At 44.3% G+C, this 23,398-nt stretch carries 20 protein-coding genes and 1 pseudogene; 18 read left to right on the top strand and 3 right to left on the bottom strand.

The window, feature by feature from the left end; all coding sequences use genetic code 11:
• Positions 1-46 precede the first annotated feature (46 nt).
• From AC0DBE_RS15420 to AC0DBE_RS15410, 3 genes are read left to right on the top strand one after another with little or no spacing between them, the layout of a single operon-like run.
• Positions 47-1,399: a glucose-6-phosphate isomerase gene (locus AC0DBE_RS15420; protein ID WP_003220778.1), complete on the top strand. Its 1,353-nt coding sequence runs from the start codon at positions 47-49 to the stop codon at positions 1,397-1,399.
• Between the two features lie 58 nt (positions 1,400-1,457).
• Positions 1,458-1,829, top strand: a complete 372-nt coding sequence (locus AC0DBE_RS15415) for a hypothetical protein (protein WP_072566771.1) — start codon at positions 1,458-1,460, stop codon at positions 1,827-1,829.
• Positions 1,830-1,888: 59 nt separating this feature from the next.
• Complete coding sequence (locus AC0DBE_RS15410) at positions 1,889-2,293, top strand: YugN-like family protein (RefSeq protein ID WP_014114953.1); 405 nt, start codon at positions 1,889-1,891, stop codon at positions 2,291-2,293.
• Here AC0DBE_RS15410 and kbfO read toward each other — a convergent pair.
• Both kbfO and mstX read right to left on the bottom strand, forming a co-directional pair.
• Complete coding sequence (kbfO, locus tag AC0DBE_RS15405; protein ID WP_061188049.1) at positions 2,290-3,276, bottom strand: potassium channel protein KbfO; 987 nt, start codon at positions 3,274-3,276, stop codon at positions 2,290-2,292. The two genes, AC0DBE_RS15410 and kbfO, sit on opposite strands and share 4 nt — an antisense overlap.
• Positions 3,273-3,605, bottom strand: coding sequence for a biofilm formation protein MstX (mstX, locus tag AC0DBE_RS15400; RefSeq protein ID WP_014114951.1), 333 nt, complete (start codon positions 3,603-3,605; stop codon positions 3,273-3,275). The genes kbfO and mstX overlap by 4 nt, the downstream gene beginning before the upstream one ends.
• Before the next feature lie 46 nt (positions 3,606-3,651).
• Here mstX and AC0DBE_RS15395 point away from each other — a divergent pair, with 46 nt between their 5' ends.
• The 8 genes and pseudogenes from AC0DBE_RS15395 to AC0DBE_RS15360 all read left to right on the top strand — a co-directional run bounded on the left by AC0DBE_RS15395 (position 3,652) and on the right by AC0DBE_RS15360 (position 9,605).
• The gene (locus tag AC0DBE_RS15395; protein ID WP_014114950.1) at positions 3,652-3,915 is read left to right on the top strand and encodes a YuzI family membrane protein; all 264 of its coding nucleotides are present in this window, start codon (positions 3,652-3,654) and stop codon (positions 3,913-3,915) included.
• Positions 3,916-3,959: 44 nt separating this feature from the next.
• Positions 3,960-4,637 (top strand): zinc metallopeptidase, encoded by a 678-nt coding sequence (locus AC0DBE_RS15390; RefSeq protein WP_003220791.1) that lies wholly within the window; start codon positions 3,960-3,962, stop codon positions 4,635-4,637.
• Between the two features lie 44 nt (positions 4,638-4,681).
• Positions 4,682-5,974, top strand: coding sequence for a hemolysin family protein (locus AC0DBE_RS15385; RefSeq protein ID WP_014114949.1), 1,293 nt, complete (start codon positions 4,682-4,684; stop codon positions 5,972-5,974).
• 125 nt (positions 5,975-6,099) lie between these two features.
• Positions 6,100-7,764 carry a glycoside hydrolase family 13 protein gene (locus AC0DBE_RS15380; RefSeq protein WP_472962774.1) on the top strand — a complete coding sequence of 555 codons (1,665 nt, stop codon included), beginning with the start codon at positions 6,100-6,102 and terminating at the stop codon, positions 7,762-7,764.
• A 26-nt stretch (positions 7,765-7,790) separates the two neighbouring features.
• Positions 7,791-7,923, top strand: a pseudogene (locus AC0DBE_RS15375) (hypothetical protein).
• Positions 7,883-8,281 carry a secondary thiamine-phosphate synthase enzyme YjbQ gene (locus AC0DBE_RS15370; protein WP_088679783.1) on the top strand — a complete coding sequence of 133 codons (399 nt, stop codon included), beginning with the start codon at positions 7,883-7,885 and terminating at the stop codon, positions 8,279-8,281. Before AC0DBE_RS15375 ends, AC0DBE_RS15370 begins: the two are co-directional and overlap by 41 nt.
• Before the next feature lie 13 nt (positions 8,282-8,294).
• Entirely contained in the window at positions 8,295-9,326 is a 1,032-nt protein-coding gene (locus AC0DBE_RS15365) for a nitronate monooxygenase (RefSeq protein WP_072182190.1), read from the top strand.
• 24 nt (positions 9,327-9,350) lie between these two features.
• Positions 9,351-9,605 (top strand): hypothetical protein, encoded by a 255-nt coding sequence (locus tag AC0DBE_RS15360; protein ID WP_014114945.1) that lies wholly within the window; start codon positions 9,351-9,353, stop codon positions 9,603-9,605.
• A 12-nt stretch (positions 9,606-9,617) separates the two neighbouring features.
• Here the strand turns inward: AC0DBE_RS15360 and AC0DBE_RS15355 are convergent, their stop codons facing one another.
• Entirely contained in the window at positions 9,618-10,355 is a 738-nt protein-coding gene (locus AC0DBE_RS15355) for a protein-glutamine gamma-glutamyltransferase (RefSeq protein ID WP_014114944.1), read from the bottom strand.
• A 159-nt stretch (positions 10,356-10,514) separates the two neighbouring features.
• Here AC0DBE_RS15355 and mcpB point away from each other — a divergent pair, with 159 nt between their 5' ends.
• The 7 genes from mcpB to rhaB all read left to right on the top strand — a co-directional run bounded on the left by mcpB (position 10,515) and on the right by rhaB (position 23,384).
• Complete coding sequence (mcpB, locus tag AC0DBE_RS15350; RefSeq protein WP_014114942.1) at positions 10,515-12,503, top strand: methyl-accepting chemotaxis protein McpB; 1,989 nt, start codon at positions 10,515-10,517, stop codon at positions 12,501-12,503.
• Between the two features lie 175 nt (positions 12,504-12,678).
• Positions 12,679-14,670: a methyl-accepting chemotaxis protein TlpA gene (tlpA, locus tag AC0DBE_RS15345; RefSeq protein WP_472962771.1), complete on the top strand. Its 1,992-nt coding sequence runs from the start codon at positions 12,679-12,681 to the stop codon at positions 14,668-14,670.
• Positions 14,671-14,789: 119 nt separating this feature from the next.
• Entirely contained in the window at positions 14,790-16,778 is a 1,989-nt protein-coding gene (gene mcpA / locus AC0DBE_RS15340; protein WP_439846063.1) for a methyl-accepting chemotaxis protein, read from the top strand.
• Positions 16,779-16,890: 112 nt separating this feature from the next.
• The gene (gene tlpB, locus AC0DBE_RS15335) at positions 16,891-18,879 is read left to right on the top strand and encodes a methyl-accepting chemotaxis protein TlpB (protein WP_014114939.1); all 1,989 of its coding nucleotides are present in this window, start codon (positions 16,891-16,893) and stop codon (positions 18,877-18,879) included.
• A gap of 136 nt (positions 18,880-19,015) precedes the next feature.
• Positions 19,016-21,085, top strand: coding sequence for a bifunctional aldolase/short-chain dehydrogenase (locus tag AC0DBE_RS15330; protein ID WP_472962768.1), 2,070 nt, complete (start codon positions 19,016-19,018; stop codon positions 21,083-21,085).
• A 57-nt stretch (positions 21,086-21,142) separates the two neighbouring features.
• Positions 21,143-21,919, top strand: coding sequence for a rhamnose catabolism operon transcriptional regulator RhaR (gene rhaR / locus AC0DBE_RS15325; RefSeq protein WP_072182195.1), 777 nt, complete (start codon positions 21,143-21,145; stop codon positions 21,917-21,919).
• Positions 21,920-21,923: 4 nt separating this feature from the next.
• Complete coding sequence (gene rhaB / locus AC0DBE_RS15320) at positions 21,924-23,384, top strand: rhamnulokinase (protein ID WP_472962765.1); 1,461 nt, start codon at positions 21,924-21,926, stop codon at positions 23,382-23,384.
• The last annotated feature ends 14 nt before the right edge of the window (positions 23,385-23,398 follow it).

The raw sequence follows: 23,398 nt of genomic DNA, 5'->3' as shown, positions 1-23,398 counted from the left end.
ATAAAGTGAAAGATGAAAACATTATACCGTTATGGAGGGACAAGCAATGACGCATGTACGCTTTGACTACTCAAAAGCGTTGACTTTCTTCAACGAACATGAACTTACATACCTGCGGGACTTTGTAAAAACAGCACACCATAATATTCATGAAAAAACAGGCGCGGGCAGCGATTTTCTAGGCTGGGTGGACCTCCCTGAACATTATGATAAAGAAGAATTCGCGCGCATTAAAAAAAGCGCGGAAAAAATCAAATCTGACTCTGATGTATTGCTTGTTGTCGGCATCGGCGGTTCTTACCTTGGGGCGCGGGCAGCGATTGAAGCGCTTAATCACGCGTTTTACAACACCTTGCCAAAAGCAAAACGCGGCAATCCGCAAGTTATTTTCATCGGAAACAACATCAGTTCATCTTATATGAGAGATGTCATGGATCTTCTTGAAGATGTTGACTTCTCTATTAATGTGATTTCTAAATCAGGTACGACAACTGAACCTGCAATCGCTTTCCGTATTTTCCGCAAGCTTCTTGAAGAGAAATACGGCAAAGAAGAAGCGAAAGCGCGGATTTACGCGACAACTGATAAAGAGCGCGGCGCATTAAAAACGCTATCTAACGAAGAAGGCTTCGAATCATTTGTCATTCCTGATGATGTCGGCGGCCGTTATTCTGTATTAACAGCTGTAGGCCTCTTGCCGATTGCTGTCAGCGGCGTCAACATTGACGACATGATGAAAGGCGCACTGGATGCGAGCAAGGATTTTGCAACATCTGAATTGGAAGAAAACCCTGCATACCAATATGCGGTCGTTCGCAATGTGCTTTATAATAAGGGCAAAACAATCGAAATGCTCATCAACTACGAACCAGCGCTTCAATACTTTGCAGAATGGTGGAAGCAGCTGTTCGGAGAAAGTGAAGGGAAAGATGAGAAGGGCATTTATCCTTCTTCAGCTAACTATTCAACAGACCTTCATTCATTAGGCCAGTATGTACAAGAAGGCCGCAGAGATTTATTCGAAACGGTACTGAATGTAGAGAAACCTAAACATGAGCTGACAATCGAGGAAGCGGATAACGATCTTGACGGCTTAAACTATTTAGCCGGAAAAACGGTAGATTTCGTTAACAAGAAAGCGTTCCAGGGCACGATGCTTGCTCATACAGACGGAAATGTTCCGAACTTAATCGTCAACATTCCTGAGCTGAATGCATATACTTTTGGATACCTTGTATACTTCTTCGAAAAAGCCTGCGCGATGAGCGGTTATCTCCTTGGCGTCAATCCGTTTGACCAGCCTGGAGTAGAGGCATATAAAGTCAATATGTTTGCATTGCTTGGCAAACCTGGCTTTGAAGAGAAAAAAGCTGAGCTTGAAAAACGTCTGGAAGATTAATGTGAGAAAGCTGACTGGCATTTGCCGGTCGGCTTTTTATAAAATCAGAAAGGTGCTGATGTTCATGAAACAAATGGTTAAACATCTCATCATTGCCGGTTTTTCTGCGGCTGTTCTAAGTATCCTCATCTCCTTCGATGCCGTGTATACAGAGTTTTCTTCAAACTTTGGCGGCACGTTATCACACTTCTTCATCCACGCCTTTCTTCTTATTGGTTTGCCGCTTGCGCTTTTTACCGATGCGGTACACCGGATGATGCAGTTAAAACGATCTCATACTCTTTTCACTAAATTAGGACTCTATGCCGCAGTTGTTTATGTTTCATGGGAATCTGCTGCAGGGCTTGCAGCGGCAATGGCTGTTTACTTTTTAATTGAATGCGCTTTCTTTTCTGTTAGCCGCACCAAAGAAACAACGATTTCCATGTAGTGCGCCTCTGAATGAAGTCTTGTTCGGCAGGACAGGATAAGTGAAAAAGGGGCATTTTGATGATACCAATACCTTCCGCGATAGATGGGCAGTCTTTTCTGCTTCAAGAATTGGAACAAGTAATGAAGCCGCTCGGTTATGTGATAAACGGCGGTTGGGAATACGATCACGGCTACTTTGATTATAAAATTGATGATACAAATGGCTATTTGTTTTTAAGGATTCCAGTCAATGCGGTACAGGGCAGTCTCGATGAACGCGGGGCGGCCGTTCGGATCGGAACGCCGTTTATGCTGAGGCAGGTGTTTCAGGCGGATCTTGACGATTATGCCGAGGGAGGTCCTTTCCAATCACTCTTTAATCAATTTTCCGAGCCGGAAAGGCGCGACGCGGAAATTGATCCGGCGTATTTGGATATCGGCGCCTCCCTTGTGAAAGAATTGGAGGATGTTCTGCTACATTAGATCGCAAGAAATTGGTCTGTTTCGAGCATCTTGTATGTAAGAGGAGGGGAAATCATCGGCCCTTCCTCTTTTTGTACGCCGATAATTGTCGTGTTGTGATCAAGGAAATAGAGGACACACGTTTTGTAAGCGGCTCCCCTTAGATCGTCAGGAACAGGAAGAAGCTTCACATGCTGATCAAGTGTCAAATTGATTCCATTCTGCTGTTTAGACGGCCGTAATTTGATTTGGTAATGCTGCAGCATCGCCCGGCTGATAAATTCTGAAGTTCCGATGATTTGATTAGCGCCTGCCCGCTCTGCATTGGTGACAAACCGGTCAGTCAAAATCTCGACGATGCAGTAAGCAAGGGGGTTAAGCCCTTTAACTGATAAAAGAATCAGCACTGACAGCATATCTGCTTCAGTTTCACTTTTATACTGATCGGCTGTAATCATCACTGATTCCGCTTCAGTAATATTGGCCCGTTTCAGTGTCTCATCATCGGCTGCGTGCCCGCGTATGAAATGGACGTTTTCGATAAGCGGGCCTTCTTTTAAAGATTCATCGATCAGTACAACCGTTTTGGAAGGGGCCGTAAACTGCAGGTCCTTCAGAAGCCGGTTTGTTTTTTCATTCCACCCGATCAGAATGATGTGGCCGCGCCCTTTGTAAGCAACTTTTCCTTCGATGTAACGGTGCTGTCTGCTGAATGCGGCCGCTGATAACGTGGCGAAATATGCAGTGACAAAGCTTGCCCCGCTCAAAATCAGCAGTATTCCGGCCGCCTGTCCCAGCGGCGTGTGCGGCACATAATCTCCATAGCCAACTGTCGAAACGGTAACGACAGCCCACCAAATGCCCTCAAAAACCGAAGTGAACTGCTTCGGCTCAAGAATATAAATGATTTGGCCAAACAAAAGAATCAGAAATAAAATAATAACCCCGATTCGGATAAATAACGGCCATTTGAGCCATGAAATAAATATCCGATTTGATTTCATTCTTTTTCTCCTTCTTCAGATAATGAGATGGATAAAATCTGTTTAATAATCGTATTTAATTTCTCGTTTAGCTTTTCCTGGCCGTACATATCTCGGGCCTGCTTCATTAAATCGGCTGTATCATCATCAAGCTGAATAAGCGGCTCATCGATTTCCGATTCATTATAAAGCTGAATAAATGCGTCCAGACCTTCATTCATTCGGTCGATTGCTGTGCTCAGCTGTTCCTTTTCCTCACTCGTCACTTTCATGGCTTCCATCACACCCGTGCTTTTTTCTAACAGTATGTCCCACTTCCGGTGATGTTTTTCAAAAAATGAACAAAACATATAAAACGGATTTCTCCATAAACTAAAACAAAAAGGATGAAAAAAGATGACGATCATTCAAAGAACGATCGTGGTTTTGATCGGTACGCAGCTGGCGGCATCCGCGGTGATTTTGTTTATTTTCGATTTGAATTCATATAATCACTTTTCCGGCAGCTTCTCCTGGCTTCGCTTTCTGAAAGAGCTTGTCGGCAGCTTTGCCTTTTATTTGTTTTCAGCAGGCCTGCTCTTTCTGCTGATTGGAATGTGTGCACCGAGCCGGAAGAAGAAGCGCTTTTCTGTACACGAGAAAGAAAACTCATTAAAATAATTGTAATAAAGAAAGATTTGATTATGGAAAAAGGATGATGAAAAATGCTGTTTATATTTTTAACAATAGCCGCATTGGGATTGTCGTTTTGGGCACAATTTAAAGTGAAGAGCAACTTTGAAAAATATTCAAAAGTGGAAGCCTCAAGCGGACGTACAGGGGCAGAAACGGCAAGACGGATTTTAGATATAAACGGTCTTTACGACGTGCCGGTCGAACCGGTAAGAGGCACTTTAACAGACCATTACGACCCGACAAGACGGGTGGTGCGTTTATCTGAGCCGGTCTATTATGGCCGCTCAATTTCCGCCATCTCCGTAGCTTCCCATGAAGTCGGACATGCCTTGCAGCATCAGGAGTCATACGGTGCGCTTGTGCTGAGACATAAAATCTTCCCAGTCGTGAATTTTGCATCCGGTGTAGCTCCTATGCTTTTCTTAGGAGGTATGCTTCTCGGCAGCCTGAATTTGATCGGGCTTGGCATCATTCTATTTTCAGCCGCTGTCTTTTTCCAGCTGATTACATTGCCTGTCGAATTCAATGCAAGTTCACGCGCGAAGCAAATTATTGTGTCAGAAGGATTCATCCGGAACAATGAAGAGAATGGGGTAAATAAAGTGCTGAGCGCCGCCGCTTTAACGTATGTGGCCGCCGCCTTGGTTTCCCTGTTTGAACTTCTTCGCTTTGTGATGATCTTCTTAAACGGTCGTAATGAGAATTAACGTTAAGGAGGTGGCCCCTTACCATTTATGGTAAGGGTTTATTTTTGCTTATATTACAATTGATCGCCATTTTTGTTTTGATCGGCATTACGGCTGTTTTCGTTGCAGCGGAATTTGCAATCGTCAAAATCAGAGGTTCAAAAATCAATCAGCTCATCGAAAGCGGTGACAGCCGGGCGCTTGCCGCACATAAAATCATCTCCAATCTTGACGAGTATTTATCAGCCTGCCAGCTCGGGATTACGATTACAGCCCTCGGCCTTGGATGGCTTGGTGAACCGACATTTGAACGCATTCTTCATCCCTTATTTACAGCGACAGGCATACCGGAACCGTTTAACCACATTGTCACATTTGTAATTGCATTTATCATCGTCACTTTTTTGCATGTGGTAATGGGTGAGCTTGCCCCGAAAACGGTTTCCATTCAAAAGGCTGAAGCGGTCAGTTTATGGATTGCAAAGCCGCTGATCTGGTTTTATAAAATCACGTATCCGTTTATTAAAGCATTGAACGGCTCTGCAAGTTTTCTTGTGAAATTGTTTGGCTTTCATTCAGTGAAGGAGCATGAGGTTGTCATAAGCGAGGAGGAACTGAGGCTGATCCTTTCAGAAAGCTATGAAAAGGGAGAAATCAATCAGTCTGAATTCCGCTATGTGAATAAGATTTTTGAATTCGACAACCGTGTAGCAAGAGAGATTATGATTCCGCGGACAGAAATTGCGGTCATCTCTCTGGAGCAGTCGCTTGAAGAAGCGATTCATCACATCATTAATGAACGGTATACACGTTACCCTGTCATTAAAGAAGACAAAGATCATATTTTAGGGATCATCAACAGCAAAGATATGTTTAAAGCTTATTTTCTCGGACAGCCGATTAAGCTGAAGCAGATTATGAGGCCTGTCATCAGAGTCATTGAAAGCATCCCTGTTCAGCAGCTTTTGATTCGCATGCAGAAGGAGCGGATTCACATGGCCATTCTCGTAGATGAATACGGGGGAACGGCTGGGCTTGTCACTGTCGAGGATATTATCGAGGAAATCGTCGGGGAAATCCGCGATGAATATGATCAGGATGAAACGCCGCATATTTTGAAAAAAGGCGAGCATCATTATGTAATGGATGGAAAAGCGTTAATAGACGAAGTAAACGATCTGTTCGACATTGCGATTGAAAACGAAGAAATTGATACGATTGCAGGCTGGCTTCTGACGCAAAAAATGGAGCTGAAAGCAGGAGATGTGATACACGCGGAGGGGTGTGAATTTAAAATCCTCGACGCCGAAGATCATCACATCCGTTTTGTAGAAATTAAAAAAACCGACTTTTTATAAAAAGCAGCCGGAGATTGAACGGCTGTTTTTTTTATGACGGCTGGCGGTTTTCAGAAAAAGCAATGCTGTAAAGCCTTTTTTCTACATAAGATATATAGACCACACACTTAGAAGGGAGTGGCTGTATGAAAAAGGCTTGGTGGAAGGAATCGGTTGTCTACCAAATTTACCCCCGCAGTTTTAAAGATTCAAATGGCGACGGAATCGGGGATATTCAAGGAATCAGATCCAAGCTTGATTACATAAAAGAGCTGGGCGCTGACGTCATCTGGATTTGCCCGCTGTATGATTCGCCCAATGCGGATAACGGCTATGATATCAAGGATTACAAAAACATATTAAGCGATTTCGGCACCATGGCGGATTTCGACCAGCTGCTTGGTGACATTCATGAGCTGGGCATGAAGCTGATTATGGATCTTGTCGTGAACCATACAAGCGACGAACATCCATGGTTTATCGAATCCCGTTCATCCATACACTCCGAAAAGCGTGACTGGTATATTTGGAAGGACGGCAAAAACGGAAAAGCGCCGAACAATTGGGAAAGCATTTTCGGCGGACCGTCATGGCAGTATGATCAAAAGACTAGCCAGTATTATCTTCACCTTTTTGATAAAAAACAGCCTGATTTGAATTGGGAGAATGAAAAGGTGAGAAATGCCGTTTACGACATGATTAATTGGTGGCTTGATAAAGGAATTGACGGATTTCGGGTGGACGCCATTACGCATATTAAGAAAAAAGAAGGGCTTCCCGATATGCCGAATCCAAAAGGGCTGGACTGCGTTCCTTCCTTCCCCTATCATATGAATGCTGACGGCATAATGGATTTACTAAGAGAGCTGAAAGAAAACACATTTTCCCGCTATCCGATTATGACAGTCGGTGAGGCAAACGGTGTCGCTGCAAAGGAAGCGGCAGATTGGGTTGGAGAAAAAAACGGCATCTTCAGCATGATTTTTCAATTTGAGCATCTCGGCCTGTGGGATGTAGAGATCAATGAAAGCATTGATATCGCTTCCTTCAAACGAATTCTAACTGACTGGCAGGACAGTCTTGAAGGGATCGGCTGGAATGCTTTGTTTATGGAAAATCACGACCAGCCCCGTTCTGTTTCTGTGTGGGGAGATGACGGAGTGTACCTGAAGGAAAGTGCAAAAGCGCTTGCCACTGTCTATTTTCTCATGAAAGGCACACCGTTTATTTATCAGGGGCAGGAACTCGGCATGACAAACGTGGCATTTCCGTCTATTGAGGACTATGATGATGTCGCAATGAAACGCCTATATGAAATAGAAACGGCGAAAGGCGCATCACACGAGGACGTGATGAAGATTGTCTGGAAAAAGGGAAGGGACAATTCACGAACGCCGATGCAATGGAATGCTGATCCATACGCCGGATTTTCTGAAGCCGAGCCGTGGATCGGAACCAATGAGAATTACAAATGGCTGAACGCCGAGGCGCAAATAAACGAGAAAACATCTGTATACCACTTTTACAAGAGCCTGATCAAGCTGCGCCAAACATACGATGTTTTTATCAATGGGACATATACGCTCATTTTACCGGAAGATCAGCAAATCTTTGCATATCTTCGGAAAAACGATAGACATACTGCACTGATTGCAGCCAATCTGACAGGAACGCCGGCCTTATTCAAGCACCCCGGATTGCCATTGTCATCAGGCGCACTCGTATTGTCAAATGTGGAAACAGACCCGCATAAGCACATGACATCAGTACTGTTAAAGCCGTATGAAGCAAGAATATATCTATGGCGCTAAACTCCAGCCAGAGACTGGAGTTTTTTATTTTTTATCAGGTTTATGAGAGCGGTTTAACAGGAAAAAAAGAACACAGAACGAATTAGCAAATAGAGCGGACAAATGAAAGGAGAAACAAATGCTGAAAACACTGCAAATCAACACGAGCAAACGAGATGAAATGATTGAAATCACCAGCGAGGTGGAAGCGTTTCTTCAAGAAACAGGTGTAACGAGCGGCGCGGCGCTGATTTACTGTCCTCATACGACAGCGGGCATTACAATTAATGAAAATGCCGATCCGGATGTCAAAACAGATATGCTCAGAAGGTTTGATGAGGTGTATCCGTGGGAACACGAGCTGGACCGCCACATGGAGGGCAATACTGCTGCGCACATGAAGTCGAGTACGGTGGGAGCTTCACAGCATGTCATTATTGAAAACGGCCGGCTGATTCTAGGAACATGGCAGGGCATTTATTTCTGTGAATTTGACGGCCCGCGTACACGGACTTGTTATATCAAAATCATGGGGTAACAGGAGGGTTTCCATGACGGAATGGATGAAAGTATTATCGCTGACAAAACCTGTCATCCAGGCGCCAATGGCCGGGGGGCTTGTCACGCCCGTCCTGGCAGCCGCTGTGTCAAATGAAGGCGCGCTTGGAAGTCTGGCATCCGGATATCTCAGTCCCGACATGCTCGAAAAGCAAATCATTGAGATGCAGCAGCTGACTGATCGAGTATTTCAGGTGAATGTGTTTGTTCCAGAAAGCAGAAAAGAACCGGATGAGGACATCGTTCAAACTTGGAAAAATAAGATTCCGTGCGCCGAACAGGCTCCTTCATTCTCTTCAGAGGAAGAAGAATGGGACGACTTCCATAAAAAAATGAACATCATTCTCAAACACAATGTAAAAGCCTGTTCATTTACGTTTGGCATTCCGCCGGATGAAAGCATTCAAGCGTTAAAGAAAAATGGCTGCTGTCTCATCGGGACAGCTACGACTCCGCAGGAAGCCGTTCTGCTTGAAGAATGCGGAATGGACATCATTGTACTGCAAGGTAGCGAAGCGGGCGGCCACCGCGGGTCTTTTCTGCCGGTCAGCGGAGAATCGACACTTGGCCTCATGTCGCTCATTCCCCAAGCGGCAGACGCCGTTTCCGTTCCAGTGGTCGCGGCAGGCGGAATTGCCGACCGGCGCGGTGTCCAGGCCGCTCATTGTCTTGGAGCTCAAGGCGTACAGATCGGGACGCCGTTTCTCATGTGTGAGGAATGCGAAGTATCTGAAGCGTACAGGCGCGAATTAAAAAAAGCGCAAGGAACAGACACACGCCTCACCGCATTGTTTTCAGGTAAGCCTGCAAGGGGTATAGTCAATCAATGGATGAAAGAGCAGCAGGCTGAGGAGGCAAACGTGCTGCCTTATCCATTGCAAAACACGTTAACAAAGCCGATGAGAAAACACGCAGCCAAAGAAAAAGATTCCGGGTACATGTCTTTGTGGGCTGGGCAATCTGTCGGAATGCTGAACATGCCCGCTGATGTGAAAACGCTGTTAGCCGAGCTTTGCCGAACGTAACTTGATAAACAGAGGTGACAGATGATGAACATTCTTCAATATTCTTATAAAAAAAGAGGGAAAATTGAGTTTGTATTTGAAGGCTGGCCTCACTCAAAAGTTACAATGGCTCCTATCAAAGGCTACTATTTTGTCCGCTTTATCAAATGGAGCAGTCTAGATCCAATTGTGACAAGACATGACCTTGAAAAAATGGAGTGGGCTGCGAACCAGTTTTTCGGCACAGCCCCTTTTTATCGAAAACGAAAAGCATTTGAAACCCCATCGTCTCGAAAATAGGCGATGGGGTTTTTAGCGGACGATGCGGTAAAGAGACGGAACATCCAGTCTGGTCGCCTGAGACAGAAGGTAGGCTGGCTGTATGGCTCCTTTTCTTCTAAAAGAATTCAGCTTATCGATAATTTGCTGTCCGCTTAAGATTCCGAGGCCATGGGCGAAATATTTATCTTCTCCCAGTAAAATCACATTTTCGCCTCTCCACTGGGCTTTTTGCGGATCAAATTCAGGATTTTTAAAATACAAACAATCTCCGAGAAAAAAGTGATGTCCTGTTTCCGTATATATCGGCAATTTCTCATAATGCCAGTCATATAAAATAATTCTGTTAAAGGTGGCATCAAATTTTTCTTCCCCGATGGTATCGATCAAGGCCAAGTAATAAATGACAACAATTGCGGTCGCACATTCAAACGCGTAAAACGGGCCGTTTTCAGCTATGTCCCGAATCGCTTTTGAAGGCGGCATTCTGTATTTCAGCTCTAAGGCGCCTTCCGGTGAAACCCTCCAATACGCTGTATTCCCGTATGTTTTTAAAAAAGTGGCAAACTTCGCCCCGCTTTTGTGCAGCGTTTTAGCAGCTGCAACGATATTCATCCGCAGTTTAAGCTCAAACATCAGTTCTGCAATTGAATGATAATCAAACTGAACAGGCGTCTCAATCATCTCTTTTAACAGAGGATTTAGATTCTCATCAATCTGCCAGTTTTCAATATCTTGGGGACGGAGCAATTGTCCGGATACAATAATCATCTTTAGCCCCCCTTGTTTTTTATAAGATATGCAAAGGGCTTGGGCAATGAAAGTTAAAAAGACAGAAGACAGCCGAAAAAGAACTTCTTCCATTTTTTATTTTAAAACTTTTTTAAGCAGCCGATATATACTGTATCAAACCTGAAGGAGAAACTGGACATGAAGACTTTTATCAATTGGCTGAAGAAACCGTCTATCTCAAGAAAATTAATCGTCTCATTTATTGCGATTCTCATTATCCCTATTCTTATATTGGAATTTAGTTCTTATCGAAGCGCAAGCGGAAAGCTGGAACAGGAAATTATGGGAAATGCGAAAAGCAGTGTCGATACATTTAATACAACCGTTACAAATGATCTGGGAACAAAAGTGACAGCGGTCACCTTTTTCAGTGAAACTCTTAAAAGCTCCGCATTCAAAGGAAAGTCTAATCAAGAAGAGCTCAAGGCCAAATTTTCACAATACGTATCTATCAATCAAGGGGTAGCCAGAATTTATGGAGGCGCAGAAAACGGCACCTACGTACAAGCACCCAAAGAACAATTGCCGGATGGATACGATCCGAGACAACGCCCTTGGTACCAAGATGCGATGAAGGCAGGCGGTGAAATTGTCGTGACAGATCCTTACGTGGCAGCGAGTGACGGAAGTATGGTCATTACCATTGCCCAGAAGCTGAAGGACGGATCTGGCGTTGTCGCCATGGATATCACCATTGATAAATTGTTAGAACAGATGAAACAAATCAAGGTCGGAAAAGAAGGCTATGTTTTCATTGCAACGAAAAACAAAACCTATGTTGCCCACCAGAACCATAAGGCTGGAGAAAAGCTGTCAGGAGACTGGGTTGCCAAAATGTATGCCGATAACAGCGGTGAACTCCAATACACTCTGGGTAACGAAGATAAAAAGATGACCTATACAACAAATGAACTGACTGGGTGGAAAATAGCCGGCACAATGTATATGGATGAAATAAAGGATGCCTCAAAGTCTGTGCTCATAACAGGCATGATCGTGCTGATCGCTTCCATTGTGGCAGGCGGGTTTTTAATTCTGTTTATCGTTCGTTCGATTACAAAACCGTTAAAACGTCTCGTTCAATCATCGAAAACGATCAGCAGCGGGGATCTGACAGAAACGATCGAAATCCGTTCAAAAGATGAGCTTGGAGAGCTTGGGGTGAGCTTCAATGAAATGGGACAATCTCTCCGCTCACTGATCAGTGCTATTCAGGACTCGGTAAACAATGTGGCTGCATCGTCCGAACAGCTTACTGCATCTGCCGGACAAACAAGTAAAGCCACCGAGCATATCACGATGGCGATTGAGCAGTTCTCAAACGGAAACGAGGAGCAAAGCGAAAAGGTTGAATCCAGCTCTCATCAGCTGAACTTAATGAATGAAGGGCTCCAGCAAGTCTCACAAACATCATCAGACATTACAAAGGCGTCTATCCAATCAACGGAAATCGCCGGAACGGGTGAAAAGTTTGTCCAGCAGACAGTCGGACAAATGTACTCGATTAATCAATCGGTTCAGCAGGCTGAAGCTGTTGTCAAAGGCTTAGAAGGAAAATCAAAAGACATTACAAGCATTTTGAGAGTCATAAACGGCATCGCTGACCAAACAAACCTGCTGGCATTAAACGCAGCCATTGAAGCTGCGCGTGCTGGAGAATCAGGACGCGGCTTCTCTGTCGTTGCGGAGGAAGTGCGCAAACTGGCTGTTCAATCAGCCGATTCAGCAAAAGAAATCGAAAAGCTGATCCAAGAAATTGTAGCAGAAATCGAAACTTCTCTTCACATGTTTAAAGAGGTCAATCAGGAAGTACAGTCTGGACTTGTTGTCACAGACAATACAAAAGAAAGCTTCCAGAGCATTTTCAGCATGACAAACGAAATCGCGGGCAAATTGCAGACGATGAATTCCACCGTCGAACAGCTGTCAGGCCGTTCACAGCATGTTTCAGCAGCAGTCAGCGGCATTGCCGATGTGTCGAAAGAAAGCTCGGCAAGCATCCAAGACATTGCCGCATCAGCCGAGGAGCAGCTTGCCTCTATGGAAGAAATCAGTTCATCAGCGACCACTCTTGCGCAGATGGCAGAAGAGCTTCGTGATCTGACGAAGCAATTCAAAATCGAATAAAAGCAGAAAAACAGCGCTTATCAAGGCGCTGTTTTTTCGTGAAGGAATTAATCTTAAAGACCTAATATTCACGGTGATATTAGAACTATTTTTCATTTTTACCTTCAATTTCAATGTAATATAAAGGAAGAACCGCCGATATAATTTGTAAATTATTGAAAGAAGGTTCAATAGGATGAAAAAAACACTCACCACTATTCGCAGGTCATCAATTGCCAGGAGACTTATTATTTCTTTCCTGCTGATCTTAATTGTTCCCATTACCGTCCTTTCGGTAAGCGCTTATCAATCAGCAGTTGCCTCTCTTGATATACAGATGACGCAAAGCGCAAAGGAAAATGTTCAAATATTAGATCATATCATTGATGATAAAATCAGCACGACTGAAAAAAGCCTCGCGTTTTTCAGCGATTGGGCTGCAGCAGATAAGTTTAAGGATAAAAAGAAAACAGAGATGAAACAGGAATTCAAACAATTTATCCAAATGAATGACAATGTAGCTGCGGTATTTTCCAGCAGTAAAGACGGAGAATTCACACGTTATCCGTACGCAGACATGCCGAGTGACTTTAATGCTTTAGAACGAGATTGGTACAAAGAAGCAATGGCTAATAAAGGCAAAACAATCGTCACTGAGCCTTATGAATCTATTTCATCAGGAAAAATGGTCGTCACCATTGCCCGACAGACGGAGGATGGATCAGGCGTTGTCGCTATTGATATGAAAATTGATGATCTGGTCACAACTGCTAAAGGAATCAATATCGGCAAAGAAGGCTATGCTTTTATCTTAAGCCCAAATAAAAAAGTCATTGCCTACTCCGGAGAAAAAGCGGGAACAGAGTTAAAAGGGGACTGGGTTGATAAGCTCTACAAGAATAAAAGCGGCGACTTTGAATATACGTACCAAGGCAAAGAGAAGAAAATAGCGTTTGCCACAAGCGAAACAACAGGCTGGAAAATCAGCGGAACGATGTATACGGATGAGATCCGCGATGCTGCAAGCAAAGTTCTGACCATGGCTTCAATCGTTCTGGCGATTGCCATCGCAGCTGGAATTACGGCAATTTATTTTGTAATTCGGTCGATCACAAAGCCATTAAGACGCATTGTCACATCAGCTGAAAAAATCAGTGAAGGCGATCTAACCGAAACGATTGAAATCAATTCAAAAGATGAACTCGGTGTTCTGAGCCAGAGCTTCAATCATATGGCCCACTCGCTTCGCTCACTCATTCACGGCATAAAAGATTCAGTAGAACACGTTGCTTCATCATCAGAAGAATTGACTGCATCCGCTGACCAGACAAGCAGAGCTACTGAGCATATTACGATGGCCATCGAGCAATTTTCAAACGGCACCGAAAGCCAAAGCGACAAAATTGAGACAACAACCGGGCAAATTAATGAAATGAACGATGGATTGGCTGAACTGGCGCGGGCTGCCGCAGTGATTACAGAAACATCCGCAAATTCCACAGAAGCATCAAGCGAGGGTGAGACACTTGTACAGAAAACAGCCGGCCAAATGAATACGATTGACCACTCAGTAAAAGAAGCGGAACAAGTGGTGAAGGGGCTGGAAGTCAAATCAAAGGATATCACGAATATTTTGCGGGTTATCAACGGCATTGCAGATCAAACCAATCTTTTGGCTTTAAATGCCGCCATCGAAGCGGCCAGAGCGGGAGAATACGGCCGGGGCTTCTCCGTCGTCGCTGAGGAAGTGAGAAAACTCGCGGTACAATCAGCTGACTCGGCAAAGGAAATTGAATCACTGATCAGCGAAATTGTGAAAGAAATTCACACATCATTGAACGTGCTTCAGTCCGTAAACAAAGAAGTTGAAACAGGGCTTGTCATGACAGGTGAAACAAAACAAAGCTTCAAACATATATCTCACATGACCAATCAAATTGCTTCCGAACTGCAAAACATGAATGCGACGGTTGAGGAGCTGTCAGCAGGAGCTCAAGAAATTTCCGCTGCTTCAAATGATATCACAGCCATTTCTAAGGAAAGCTCGGACGGCATCCAAGATATAGCCGCTTCAGCCGAGGAACAGCTGGCATCCATGGAGGAAATCAGTTCATCGGCACAGACGCTTGAAAGAATGTCTGAAGAACTCCGTGATCTGACAAAACGATTTAAAGTGGATAAGGAATAGGTCTAAATAACTATCTATTTATGGGAAATTAGTTACTTTCGTTAAATTTCTTCTTTTTTACTGTATATATTTACCCATTTCCTGCCGATATGAAGGGTAGCATAAAAAAGGAGAAATGAATGATGAAAAAAATACTCCAACTAATAAAACAAAGATCTATTACACGGAAGCTACTCGTTTCCTTTCTGTCGATTCTCATCATACCGGTTGTCATATTGGCTGCCATTGCGTATCAATCGGCAAGCAGCTCGCTCGACAGACAGATGATGGGGAGCGCATTAGAAAATGTACAGCAATTAAACGAAATCATTAACACCAGCATCGGTGAAAAAGAAAACAGCGCTGCTTACTTCAGCGAATGGCTGACAAAAGAGAGATATAATGCAAAAAGCAATGCAAGTATTAAAGAGAAATTCTCACAATATATCAGCATAAACAAAGATGTAGAATCCATTTACACAAGTGACAAAAACGGGCGCTTTACCCGTTACCCGGATCTTCAGATGCCGAGCGATTATAACCCGGTCGAACGCGACTGGTACAAAAAAGCGGTTGCGAATAAAGGGAAAGTCGTGGTTACAGACCCGTATAAAACAGCCTCTACGAACACAATGGTTGTGACAATCGCTCAACAGACAAAAGATGGTTCAGGCGTTATCGCAATCAACATGACGATTGAAAATCTGCTGAAAACAACTAAAAAAGTCAACATCGGCAAACAAGGCTACGCATTTATCATGACGAAGGACAATAAGGTTGTCGCCCATCCTAATGAAACCTCAGGAACTGAATTGAAAGGCGACTGGACCGATAAAATGCTAAATGCTGATAAAGGCGATTTTCAATATACCATGGACGGCGATAAGAAAAAAATGGCCTTTGACACAAACAAGTTAACGGGTTGGAAAATTGGCGGCACCATGTATTTGGATGAAATCCATGAGGCAGCCCAGCCTGTCCTTCATCTTGCTTTAATTGTCTTGGCCGCAGCTATTATCATAGGAATTATTGTCATGACACTGATCATTCGGTCGATTACAACGCCGCTGAAACAGCTTGTCGGTTCCTCTAAGCGGATCAGCGAGGGAGATTTGACTGAAACCATTGATATCCGTTCAAAAGATGAATTGGGCGAACTCGGCAAAAGCTTTAACAATATGGCGTCGTCACTTCGTTCTCTCATCCACGCTATCCAGGATTCCGTGGACAATGTTGCTGCTTCCTCTGAGGAGCTGACCGCATCAGCCGCGCAAACGAGCAAGGCAACAGAGCACATTACATTGGCGATTGAACAATTTTCTAACGGCAATGAAAAACAAAACGAAAACATTGAAACTGCAGCAGAGCACATTTATCAAATGAATGACGGATTGACGAATATGGCTCAAGCTTCTGAAGTCATCACAGATTCATCTGTCCAGTCAACTGAAATTGCAAGCGAAGGCGGCAAGCTTGTTCATCAAACCGTGGGCCAAATGAACGTCATTGACAAGTCTGTAAAAGAAGCAGAACAAGTCGTACGCGGATTGGAAACGAAATCGAAAGACATTACCAATATTTTGCGTGTGATTAACGGTATCGCAGACCAGACGAACCTGCTTGCCTTAAACGCAGCAATTGAAGCGGCGCGCGCAGGCGAGTACGGCCGCGGCTTCTCTGTTGTAGCGGAAGAAGTAAGAAAACTGGCAGTTCAGTCAGCAGATTCAGCAAAAGAGATTGAAGCATTAATCATCGAAATTGTGAAGGAAATCAATACATCTCTCGGCATGTTCCAGTCTGTCAATCAAGAGGTGCAAACAGGCCTTGATATCACAGATAAAACAGAAATAAGCTTTAAACGCATTTCTGAAATGACGAACCAAATCGCCGGTGAACTGCAAAACATGAGTGCGACGGTTCAGCAGCTTTCTGCCAGCTCCGAGGAAGTTTCTGGAGCGTCCGAGCACATTGCATCGATTTCAAAAGAAAGCTCAGCTCATATACAAGATATCGCGGCGTCAGCCGAAGAGCAGCTTGCTTCCATGGAAGAAATCAGCTCGTCAGCAGAAACCCTTTCGTCGATGGCGGAAGAGCTTCGCGATATGACAAAACGATTCAAAATCGAATAGTAAGCCAAAACACCCGGGCCTGTACGCTCGGGTGTTTTTTTTAGTTTTTTTATTAAACCTTTTATCCTAGTTTGACGATATTAGATTTAGCTTAAAGGAGGAGTCAACTAGAATGGGAAAAATGATACAATGGATCAAACAGCCATCGATCAGCAAACCGCTTATCGCTGCGTTTCTGGCAGTGCTTATTTTGCCGGTTGGGGTTTTAGCATATTTCAGTTATCAATCAGCTTGGAACGCACTGGACAGGGAACTTACGAGTAGTGCAATGGGGAACGTTGAAGAGCTCAACAGCACCCTGCAAAACAAATTGAATAATAAAGTAAAAGCAATTGATTATTACAGTGAGACGATCGATAAAGATCTATTACAAGGAAAAAATAAAACCTCACTGAATGAGAAATTTAAGCAGTATACAACATTGAATGCCGATGTAGGCGCAATCTATGTTGCTTCAGAAGATAAGAAGCTTTACAAATATCCGGATAGCGGCGTTCCTAAAGGCTTCGATCCGACAGGGCGTGACTGGTACAAACAAGCTGTTGCGAAAAAAGGACAGGCTGTTTTCTCAGAACCGTATACTGATGAAGCAACAGGGGATATGGTTGTCACAATTTCAAAACAATTAAAAGACGGTTCAGGGGTTATAGCACTTGATTTAAATCTGGATGAAGTGCTTTCCGCTTCACAGAGAATCAAAATCGGCAAAAACGGCTTTGCCTTTATTACAACGGGCAACAAAAAATATATCGCCCATCCGACGATTAAGCCTGGGACAACTGGATCCGGCGACTGGACAAACCAAGTATATTCCAAAGGAGAAGGCTCATTTGAATATACTTTCGAAGGCAAAGAAAAGAAAATGGCCTTTACGACAAATAAACTGACAGGCTGGAAAATCGCGGGTACGTACTTTGTCAGTGAATTGCAAGATGCTTCAAGCCCGGTTCTGAACACAGCGATTATCATTCTATGCGTGTCACTTGTCATCGGCGGCATACTTATTCTCTTTATTATCAGTGCCATTACCAAGCCGTTAAGAAAACTGGTTTCTACATCCGCGAAAATCAGCAGCGGAGATCTGACAGAAGTCATTGATATTCACTCGAAAAACGAGTTTGGACAGCTTGGCGATAGCTTTAACGAAATGTCTGCCTCATTGCGTTCTGTGATCGGGGTTATTCAAACGTCTGTAGAAAACGTCGCTTCATCTTCTGAAGAGTTGACGGCAAGTGCAGCCCAAACGAGCAAGGCAACCGAACATATCACACTTGCCATCGAACAGTTCTCAGATGGCAACGAGGCGCAAAGCGAGAAACTGGAAACAAGTTCAAACCATCTTTCTCAAATGAACGATGGGATTTCAAAAGTGGCTCAGGCCTCTTCAACGATTACGAAGTCATCGATCCAGTCCTCCGAGGCAGCAGGCAGCGGAGAAAAACTGGTGGAGCACACAGTCGGTCAAATGAAAACAATCGATCAATCCGTTCAAAAAGCGGAAGCGGTGGTGAAGGGTCTTGAAACAAAATCGCAAGACATCACAAGTATCTTGAATGTGATTAACGGCATTGCTGATCAAACCAACCTGCTGGCATTAAATGCTGCGATTGAGGCGGCAAGAGCGGGAGAATACGGAAGAGGCTTCTCAGTAGTTGCGGAAGAGGTCAGAAAACTTGCCGTACAATCAGCAGGCTCTGCCAAGGAAATTGAAGGGTTAATTCAAGAGATTGTCAGAGAAATCAGCACTTCGCTTGCGATGTTCCAATCTGTGAATCATGAAGTGAAGGAAGGCTTGCAGATTACTGACCAAACAGCGGAAAGCTTTAAACAAATCTACGAGATGACAACCCAAATTTCTGGTGAATTGCAAAACCTAAACGCAACGGTTGAACAGCTGTCAGTTGGATCACAGGAAGTGACAAGTGCGGTTGAAGATATTTCTGAAGTGTCGAAAGAAAGCTCAGCAGGCATTCAGGACATCGCAGCTTCGGCTGAAGAACAGCTTGCTTCCATGGAAGAAATCAGCTCTTCAGCTGAAACGTTGGCAAACATGGCGGAAGAACTTCAGGACATCACGAAGAAATTTAAAATTGAATCATAATAATGGAAAGAGAAAGCGGCATCAGCTGCTTTCTTTTTTTATTGAAAACAAAAATAAACAAAAACAATTCAAAAATAAACAAAGATCATATATAATGAAAACGGATACAAATAAAAGGGACGGAGGAATATCAAATATGGTGAAACATGTATGGGATTCAGAGCGTGCTGCACAGCTGCCGAAAGGTGTAGAGGAATTGGTGTACAGGTCCAATCTGATCGGGTCAGATCGCACTGTCTGCAACTGGGGCGGCGGGAATACGTCTATGAAAACAACGGAAAAGGATTTCAGAGGCCGTGAAACAGAAGTCATGTGGGTGAAAGGAAGCGGTTCAGATTTGGCAACAATGACAGCGCATAACTTTACCGGTTTAAAATTAGCTGACATCCGCCCGCTGATTGAAAGGGACCACATGTCAGATGAAGAAATGGTAGACTACTTGTCTCATTGTATGATAGACAGCAAACATCCCCGTCCTTCAATTGAAACGCTGTTACACGCTTTTCTGCCATACAATCATGTTGACCATACCCACCCCGATGCGATTATCAGCATTTGTTGCGCTGATAATGGAAAACAAATTGCAGAAGACATTTACGGAAACCGGTTTGTATGGGTGCCATACGTCCGCCCTGGATTTACTTTGTCTAAAATGATCGCTGAAGGCGTAGCGAACAATCCCAACGCCGAGCTTGTGTTAATGGAGAAACACGGCTTAGTCACTTGGGGAGAGACGTCTGAAGCATGTTATGAAAAAACGATATCCATCATTCAAGAAGCCGAGCAGTATATTAACGACCGGATCAATCCAAATAAGATATTCGGAGGCAAAAGATATCAGCCGCTGCCGGAAGATCAAAGAAAACAAATCTTGGCAGGCATCATGCCTGTGATCAGAGGCGCTGTAAGTGAAGAAAAGAAAATGATCCTTTCCCATGATGATCATGACGACGTCTTGGAATTTGTAAACAGTGTTCAAGCGCCAGTGCTCTCGCAAATCGGTGCGGCATGCCCGGATCACCTAGTTCACACAAAACGGGTTCCGCTGTACATTGAGTGGAATCCGGAAACTCAAGATGTGCGCAAGCTTGTAGAACTGGTCAAGTCAGGAGTCGAGCATTTTGCATCAGAATATCATGCTTACTTTACACGCAATCAGCAGGAGGGGGATCAAATCTTTGAATCAGCCCCGCGGGTGATATTGATTCCTGGCATCGGAATGGTGAATACGGGAAAAAGTTATGCCATGTCTAAAGTGAGCGGCGCTTTATACCGGAGAGCCATCGCCGTTATGAAAGGGTCAACAGCTCTTGGTCACTTTGTTTCTTTAAATGAAAATGAATCCTACCATGTCGAATATTGGCCGCTCGAATTATATAAGCTCACGCTAGCCCCGCCGGAAGCAGAATTTTCCCGTAAAGTAGCGTTGATAACAGGAGGAGCCGGCGGAATCGGCAGTGCAGCATGCCGCCGCTTTGCAGCTGAAGGAGGGCACGTGATCGCTGCTGATCTTAATATAGAGGGTGCACAGAAAATTGCCGGGGAAATAAACGATGCATATGGAGAAGGACGGGCAATGGCTGTCAAAATGGATGTGACAAAGGAAGAGGAAGTACGGTCAGCCTTTGAACAAGCGGCGCTTGCTTACGGCGGCATTGATATCGTCGTCAATAATGCCGGACTGGCCACATCAAGCCCATTTGACGAAACAAGTCTAAAAGAATGGAATCTTAATATGAATGTATTAGGAACTGGCTATTTCCTTGTGGCCCGTGAAGCGTTTAAACAAATGAAACAGCAAAGCAGAGGCGGAAGCATGGTATTTGTCGGATCGAAAAATTCGGTTTATGCGGGAAAAAACGCCTCTGCCTACAGCTCGGTAAAAGCGCTTGAAACCCATTTGGCGAGATGTATCGCAGCAGAGGGTGGAGAATTCGGCATTCGGGTCAACTCCGTTTTGCCTGATGCGGTTCTTCAAGGATCGGCAATCTGGGGGTCAAGCTGGCGGGAGGAACGGGCCGCGGCGTACGGGATTGAACCAGATCAGCTGGAGGAACATTATCGGAAACGAACGGCGCTGCTCGTCAATATTTACCCGCAGGATATTGCCGAAGCCATTGCATTCTTCGCTTCTTCTAAAGCCGAAAAAACAACGGGCTGCATGATCACGGTAGACGGCGGCGTCCCGGCTGCTTTTACGCGTTAGAAATATGCTATGATAGAAAAACAATAAGACGGATTATGATATGGAAGGGCGTTACCAATGCTAGTAGCAGAACGGCAGCAAAAAATAGTGGAAATAGTGAATATGCGTTCAAGTATCCGTGTATCCGAATTAAGTGACATATTTTCTGTCACAGAGGAAACCATTCGGCGCGACCTTGAGAAGCTTGAGAAAGAACATAAACTGAGCCGGAGCCACGGAGGAGCGGTCAGTATTCAGCAGCAGGAATCAGAAGTTCATTTTTCTGAACGGGAAATTACAAATGTCGTAGAAAAAAAAGCCATCGCTCATGAAGCGGCCAAATATGTAAAGAGCGGAGACCGAATCATTCTCGATGCAAGCACCACCGCCTGGTACATGGCGAAAATACTCCCTGATATTGAGCTCACCGTCATTACAAATTCAATGAAGGCAGCCTTTGAGCTCAGCAATAAAGAAAACATATCAGTCATTTCGACAGGCGGCATTTTGCTGGCAAAATCATTATCGTTTGCCGGCCCGTTAGCAGAGCGTTCACTTGAGACCTATCACGTCAACAAAACCTTTCTGTCATGTAAAGGCTTTGACATAAACAACGGGATGAGCGACTCAAACGAGTGGCAGGCGCTGCTCAAAAAACGGATGATCGAAAGGTCTGATCAAACCATTTTGATGGCCGATTCAAGCAAATGGGGGAACCGCGAATTTTCACATATCGCCTCGCTGCAAAATATCAGCCGCCTTATTACTGATACTGGACTTGATCCGGTATCGGTAAAAGCTCTTGAAGACAAAAAGGTGAAAGTGACAGCTGTTCCCCTTCCGAAGAGAGGGTGAAAGAATGATTTATACTGCCATTGATATAGGCGCATCAAGCGGGAGGGTCATGGTAGGTGAACTGAAGGAAGGGAAGCTCGATATACAGGAGATTCACAGATTCGCTAACGGCTTTATTCAAAAAGACGGACATTGCTTTTGGGATATTGATCATGTGCTAAAACAAATCCTGCAAGGGCTGCAAAAGGTGAAAGCGCTTGGGCATGAACGCTGCACTGTGGGCATTGATACATGGGCAGTTGATTATGTCTTACTGGACGAAAAAGGGAATCGTTTGCGGGAAGTGATGTCCTACCGGGATAGAAGAACAGATCACACAATAGACAAACTGGAACATACCCTCTCAAAAGCCGCAATTTATCAAAAAACAGGAATACAATTTCAGCCTTTTAACACGATTTATCAATTGTATGAAGAAAAACGTGAGCTGCTGAAAAAAACAGATAAAGTTATGATGGTTCCTGATTATTTAGGCTATTGTTTAACCGGAAAAGCCGTAACAGAAATCACAAATGCATCCACAACACAGCTTTTAAACGTCTCAACCGGAAAGCTTGACCCTGAATTGCTTGAAGCTGTGTCTGTTCAGGAACAGCAATTTGCGCCGCTGACTGAACCGGGGCGTGAGCTCGGGATGCTGAGAAATGATTGGTTCCCGGATTATGATCTGCCGACTTGCAAGGTGATGACAGTCGCAACGCATGATACTGCCTCGGCCGTCATCGCGGCCCCAGGTGTAAACGATAGCTGGGCGTATATCAGCAGCGGAACATGGTCGTTAATCGGAGTTGAAAACAAAACGCCGATATTAACCGACCTGGCTTTAAAAAACAACTATACAAATGAACGCGGCGCAAACAACACCATTCGTTTTCTCAAAAACATCATCGGCATGTGGGTGATACAAGAAGTAAGACGGCAATTACAAGCAGATTACTCTTTTCAGCAGCTTGCAGAAGCAGCCCGAAAAACAGAACCATTTCAGCAGTTTATAAACTTAAATGATGAACGTTTCCTGAATCCAGACAGCATGATAGAGGAAATAGAACATTATTGCAGAGAAACCCGCCAAAAGATTCCCCACACTGCAGGCGAACTTGCCTGTTGCATCTACAGCAATTTAGCCATCATCTATGCGATAGCCATCAAAGAGCTGGAAACGATCACAGAAAAACCGATTGAGCAGCTTCATATCATCGGCGGCGGAGCCCGAAATGATTTCTTAAATCAATTAACAGCAGACATGAGCGGAAAAGCGGTATACGCAGGGCCCATAGAGGCAACCGCCATCGGAAATCTGCTGATGCAAATGATTGCTGCCAAAGAAGTCAAAGACATAAAAGAAGCCCGGCAAGCCGTCAGAAATTCCTTTCCGATCAAAGTGTTTACACCTAAAGACATTGACAGAAGCACAATCATTCAATCATTTCATCAAACTGTTTTGAAAGCGCTATCTAAAAGGTGAAGAGGTGATCAGGT

The sequence above is a fragment of the Bacillus sp. VA15 genome (assembly GCF_055721145.1).
Note: the sequence above shows the minus strand (reverse complement) of the source record. Positions and strands in the feature narration are given on the sequence as shown.

Bases quoted from the DNA above. Each gene is read 5' to 3' on its own strand.
- AC0DBE_RS15420 (WP_003220778.1), top strand. From the start codon at position 47: ATGACGCATGTACGCTTTGACTACTCAAAAGCGTTGACTTTCTTCAAC.
- AC0DBE_RS15415 (WP_072566771.1), top strand. From the start codon at position 1,458: ATGTTCATGAAACAAATGGTTAAACATCTCATCATTGCCGGTTTTTCT.
- AC0DBE_RS15410 (WP_014114953.1), top strand. From the start codon at position 1,889: ATGATACCAATACCTTCCGCGATAGATGGGCAGTCTTTTCTGCTTCAA.
- kbfO (WP_061188049.1), bottom strand. From the start codon at position 3,276: ATGAAATCAAATCGGATATTTATTTCATGGCTCAAATGGCCGTTATTT.
- mstX (WP_014114951.1), bottom strand. From the start codon at position 3,605: ATGTTTTGTTCATTTTTTGAAAAACATCACCGGAAGTGGGACATACTG.
- AC0DBE_RS15395 (WP_014114950.1), top strand. From the start codon at position 3,652: ATGACGATCATTCAAAGAACGATCGTGGTTTTGATCGGTACGCAGCTG.
- AC0DBE_RS15390 (WP_003220791.1), top strand. From the start codon at position 3,960: ATGCTGTTTATATTTTTAACAATAGCCGCATTGGGATTGTCGTTTTGG.
- AC0DBE_RS15380 (WP_472962774.1), top strand. From the start codon at position 6,100: ATGAAAAAGGCTTGGTGGAAGGAATCGGTTGTCTACCAAATTTACCCC.
- AC0DBE_RS15370 (WP_088679783.1), top strand. From the start codon at position 7,883: ATGCTGAAAACACTGCAAATCAACACGAGCAAACGAGATGAAATGATT.
- AC0DBE_RS15365 (WP_072182190.1), top strand. From the start codon at position 8,295: ATGACGGAATGGATGAAAGTATTATCGCTGACAAAACCTGTCATCCAG.
- AC0DBE_RS15360 (WP_014114945.1), top strand. From the start codon at position 9,351: ATGAACATTCTTCAATATTCTTATAAAAAAAGAGGGAAAATTGAGTTT.
- AC0DBE_RS15355 (WP_014114944.1), bottom strand. From the start codon at position 10,355: ATGATTATTGTATCCGGACAATTGCTCCGTCCCCAAGATATTGAAAAC.
- mcpB (WP_014114942.1), top strand. From the start codon at position 10,515: ATGAAGACTTTTATCAATTGGCTGAAGAAACCGTCTATCTCAAGAAAA.
- tlpA (WP_472962771.1), top strand. From the start codon at position 12,679: ATGAAAAAAACACTCACCACTATTCGCAGGTCATCAATTGCCAGGAGA.
- mcpA (WP_439846063.1), top strand. From the start codon at position 14,790: ATGATGAAAAAAATACTCCAACTAATAAAACAAAGATCTATTACACGG.
- tlpB (WP_014114939.1), top strand. From the start codon at position 16,891: ATGGGAAAAATGATACAATGGATCAAACAGCCATCGATCAGCAAACCG.
- AC0DBE_RS15330 (WP_472962768.1), top strand. From the start codon at position 19,016: ATGGTGAAACATGTATGGGATTCAGAGCGTGCTGCACAGCTGCCGAAA.
- rhaR (WP_072182195.1), top strand. From the start codon at position 21,143: ATGCTAGTAGCAGAACGGCAGCAAAAAATAGTGGAAATAGTGAATATG.
- rhaB (WP_472962765.1), top strand. From the start codon at position 21,924: ATGATTTATACTGCCATTGATATAGGCGCATCAAGCGGGAGGGTCATG.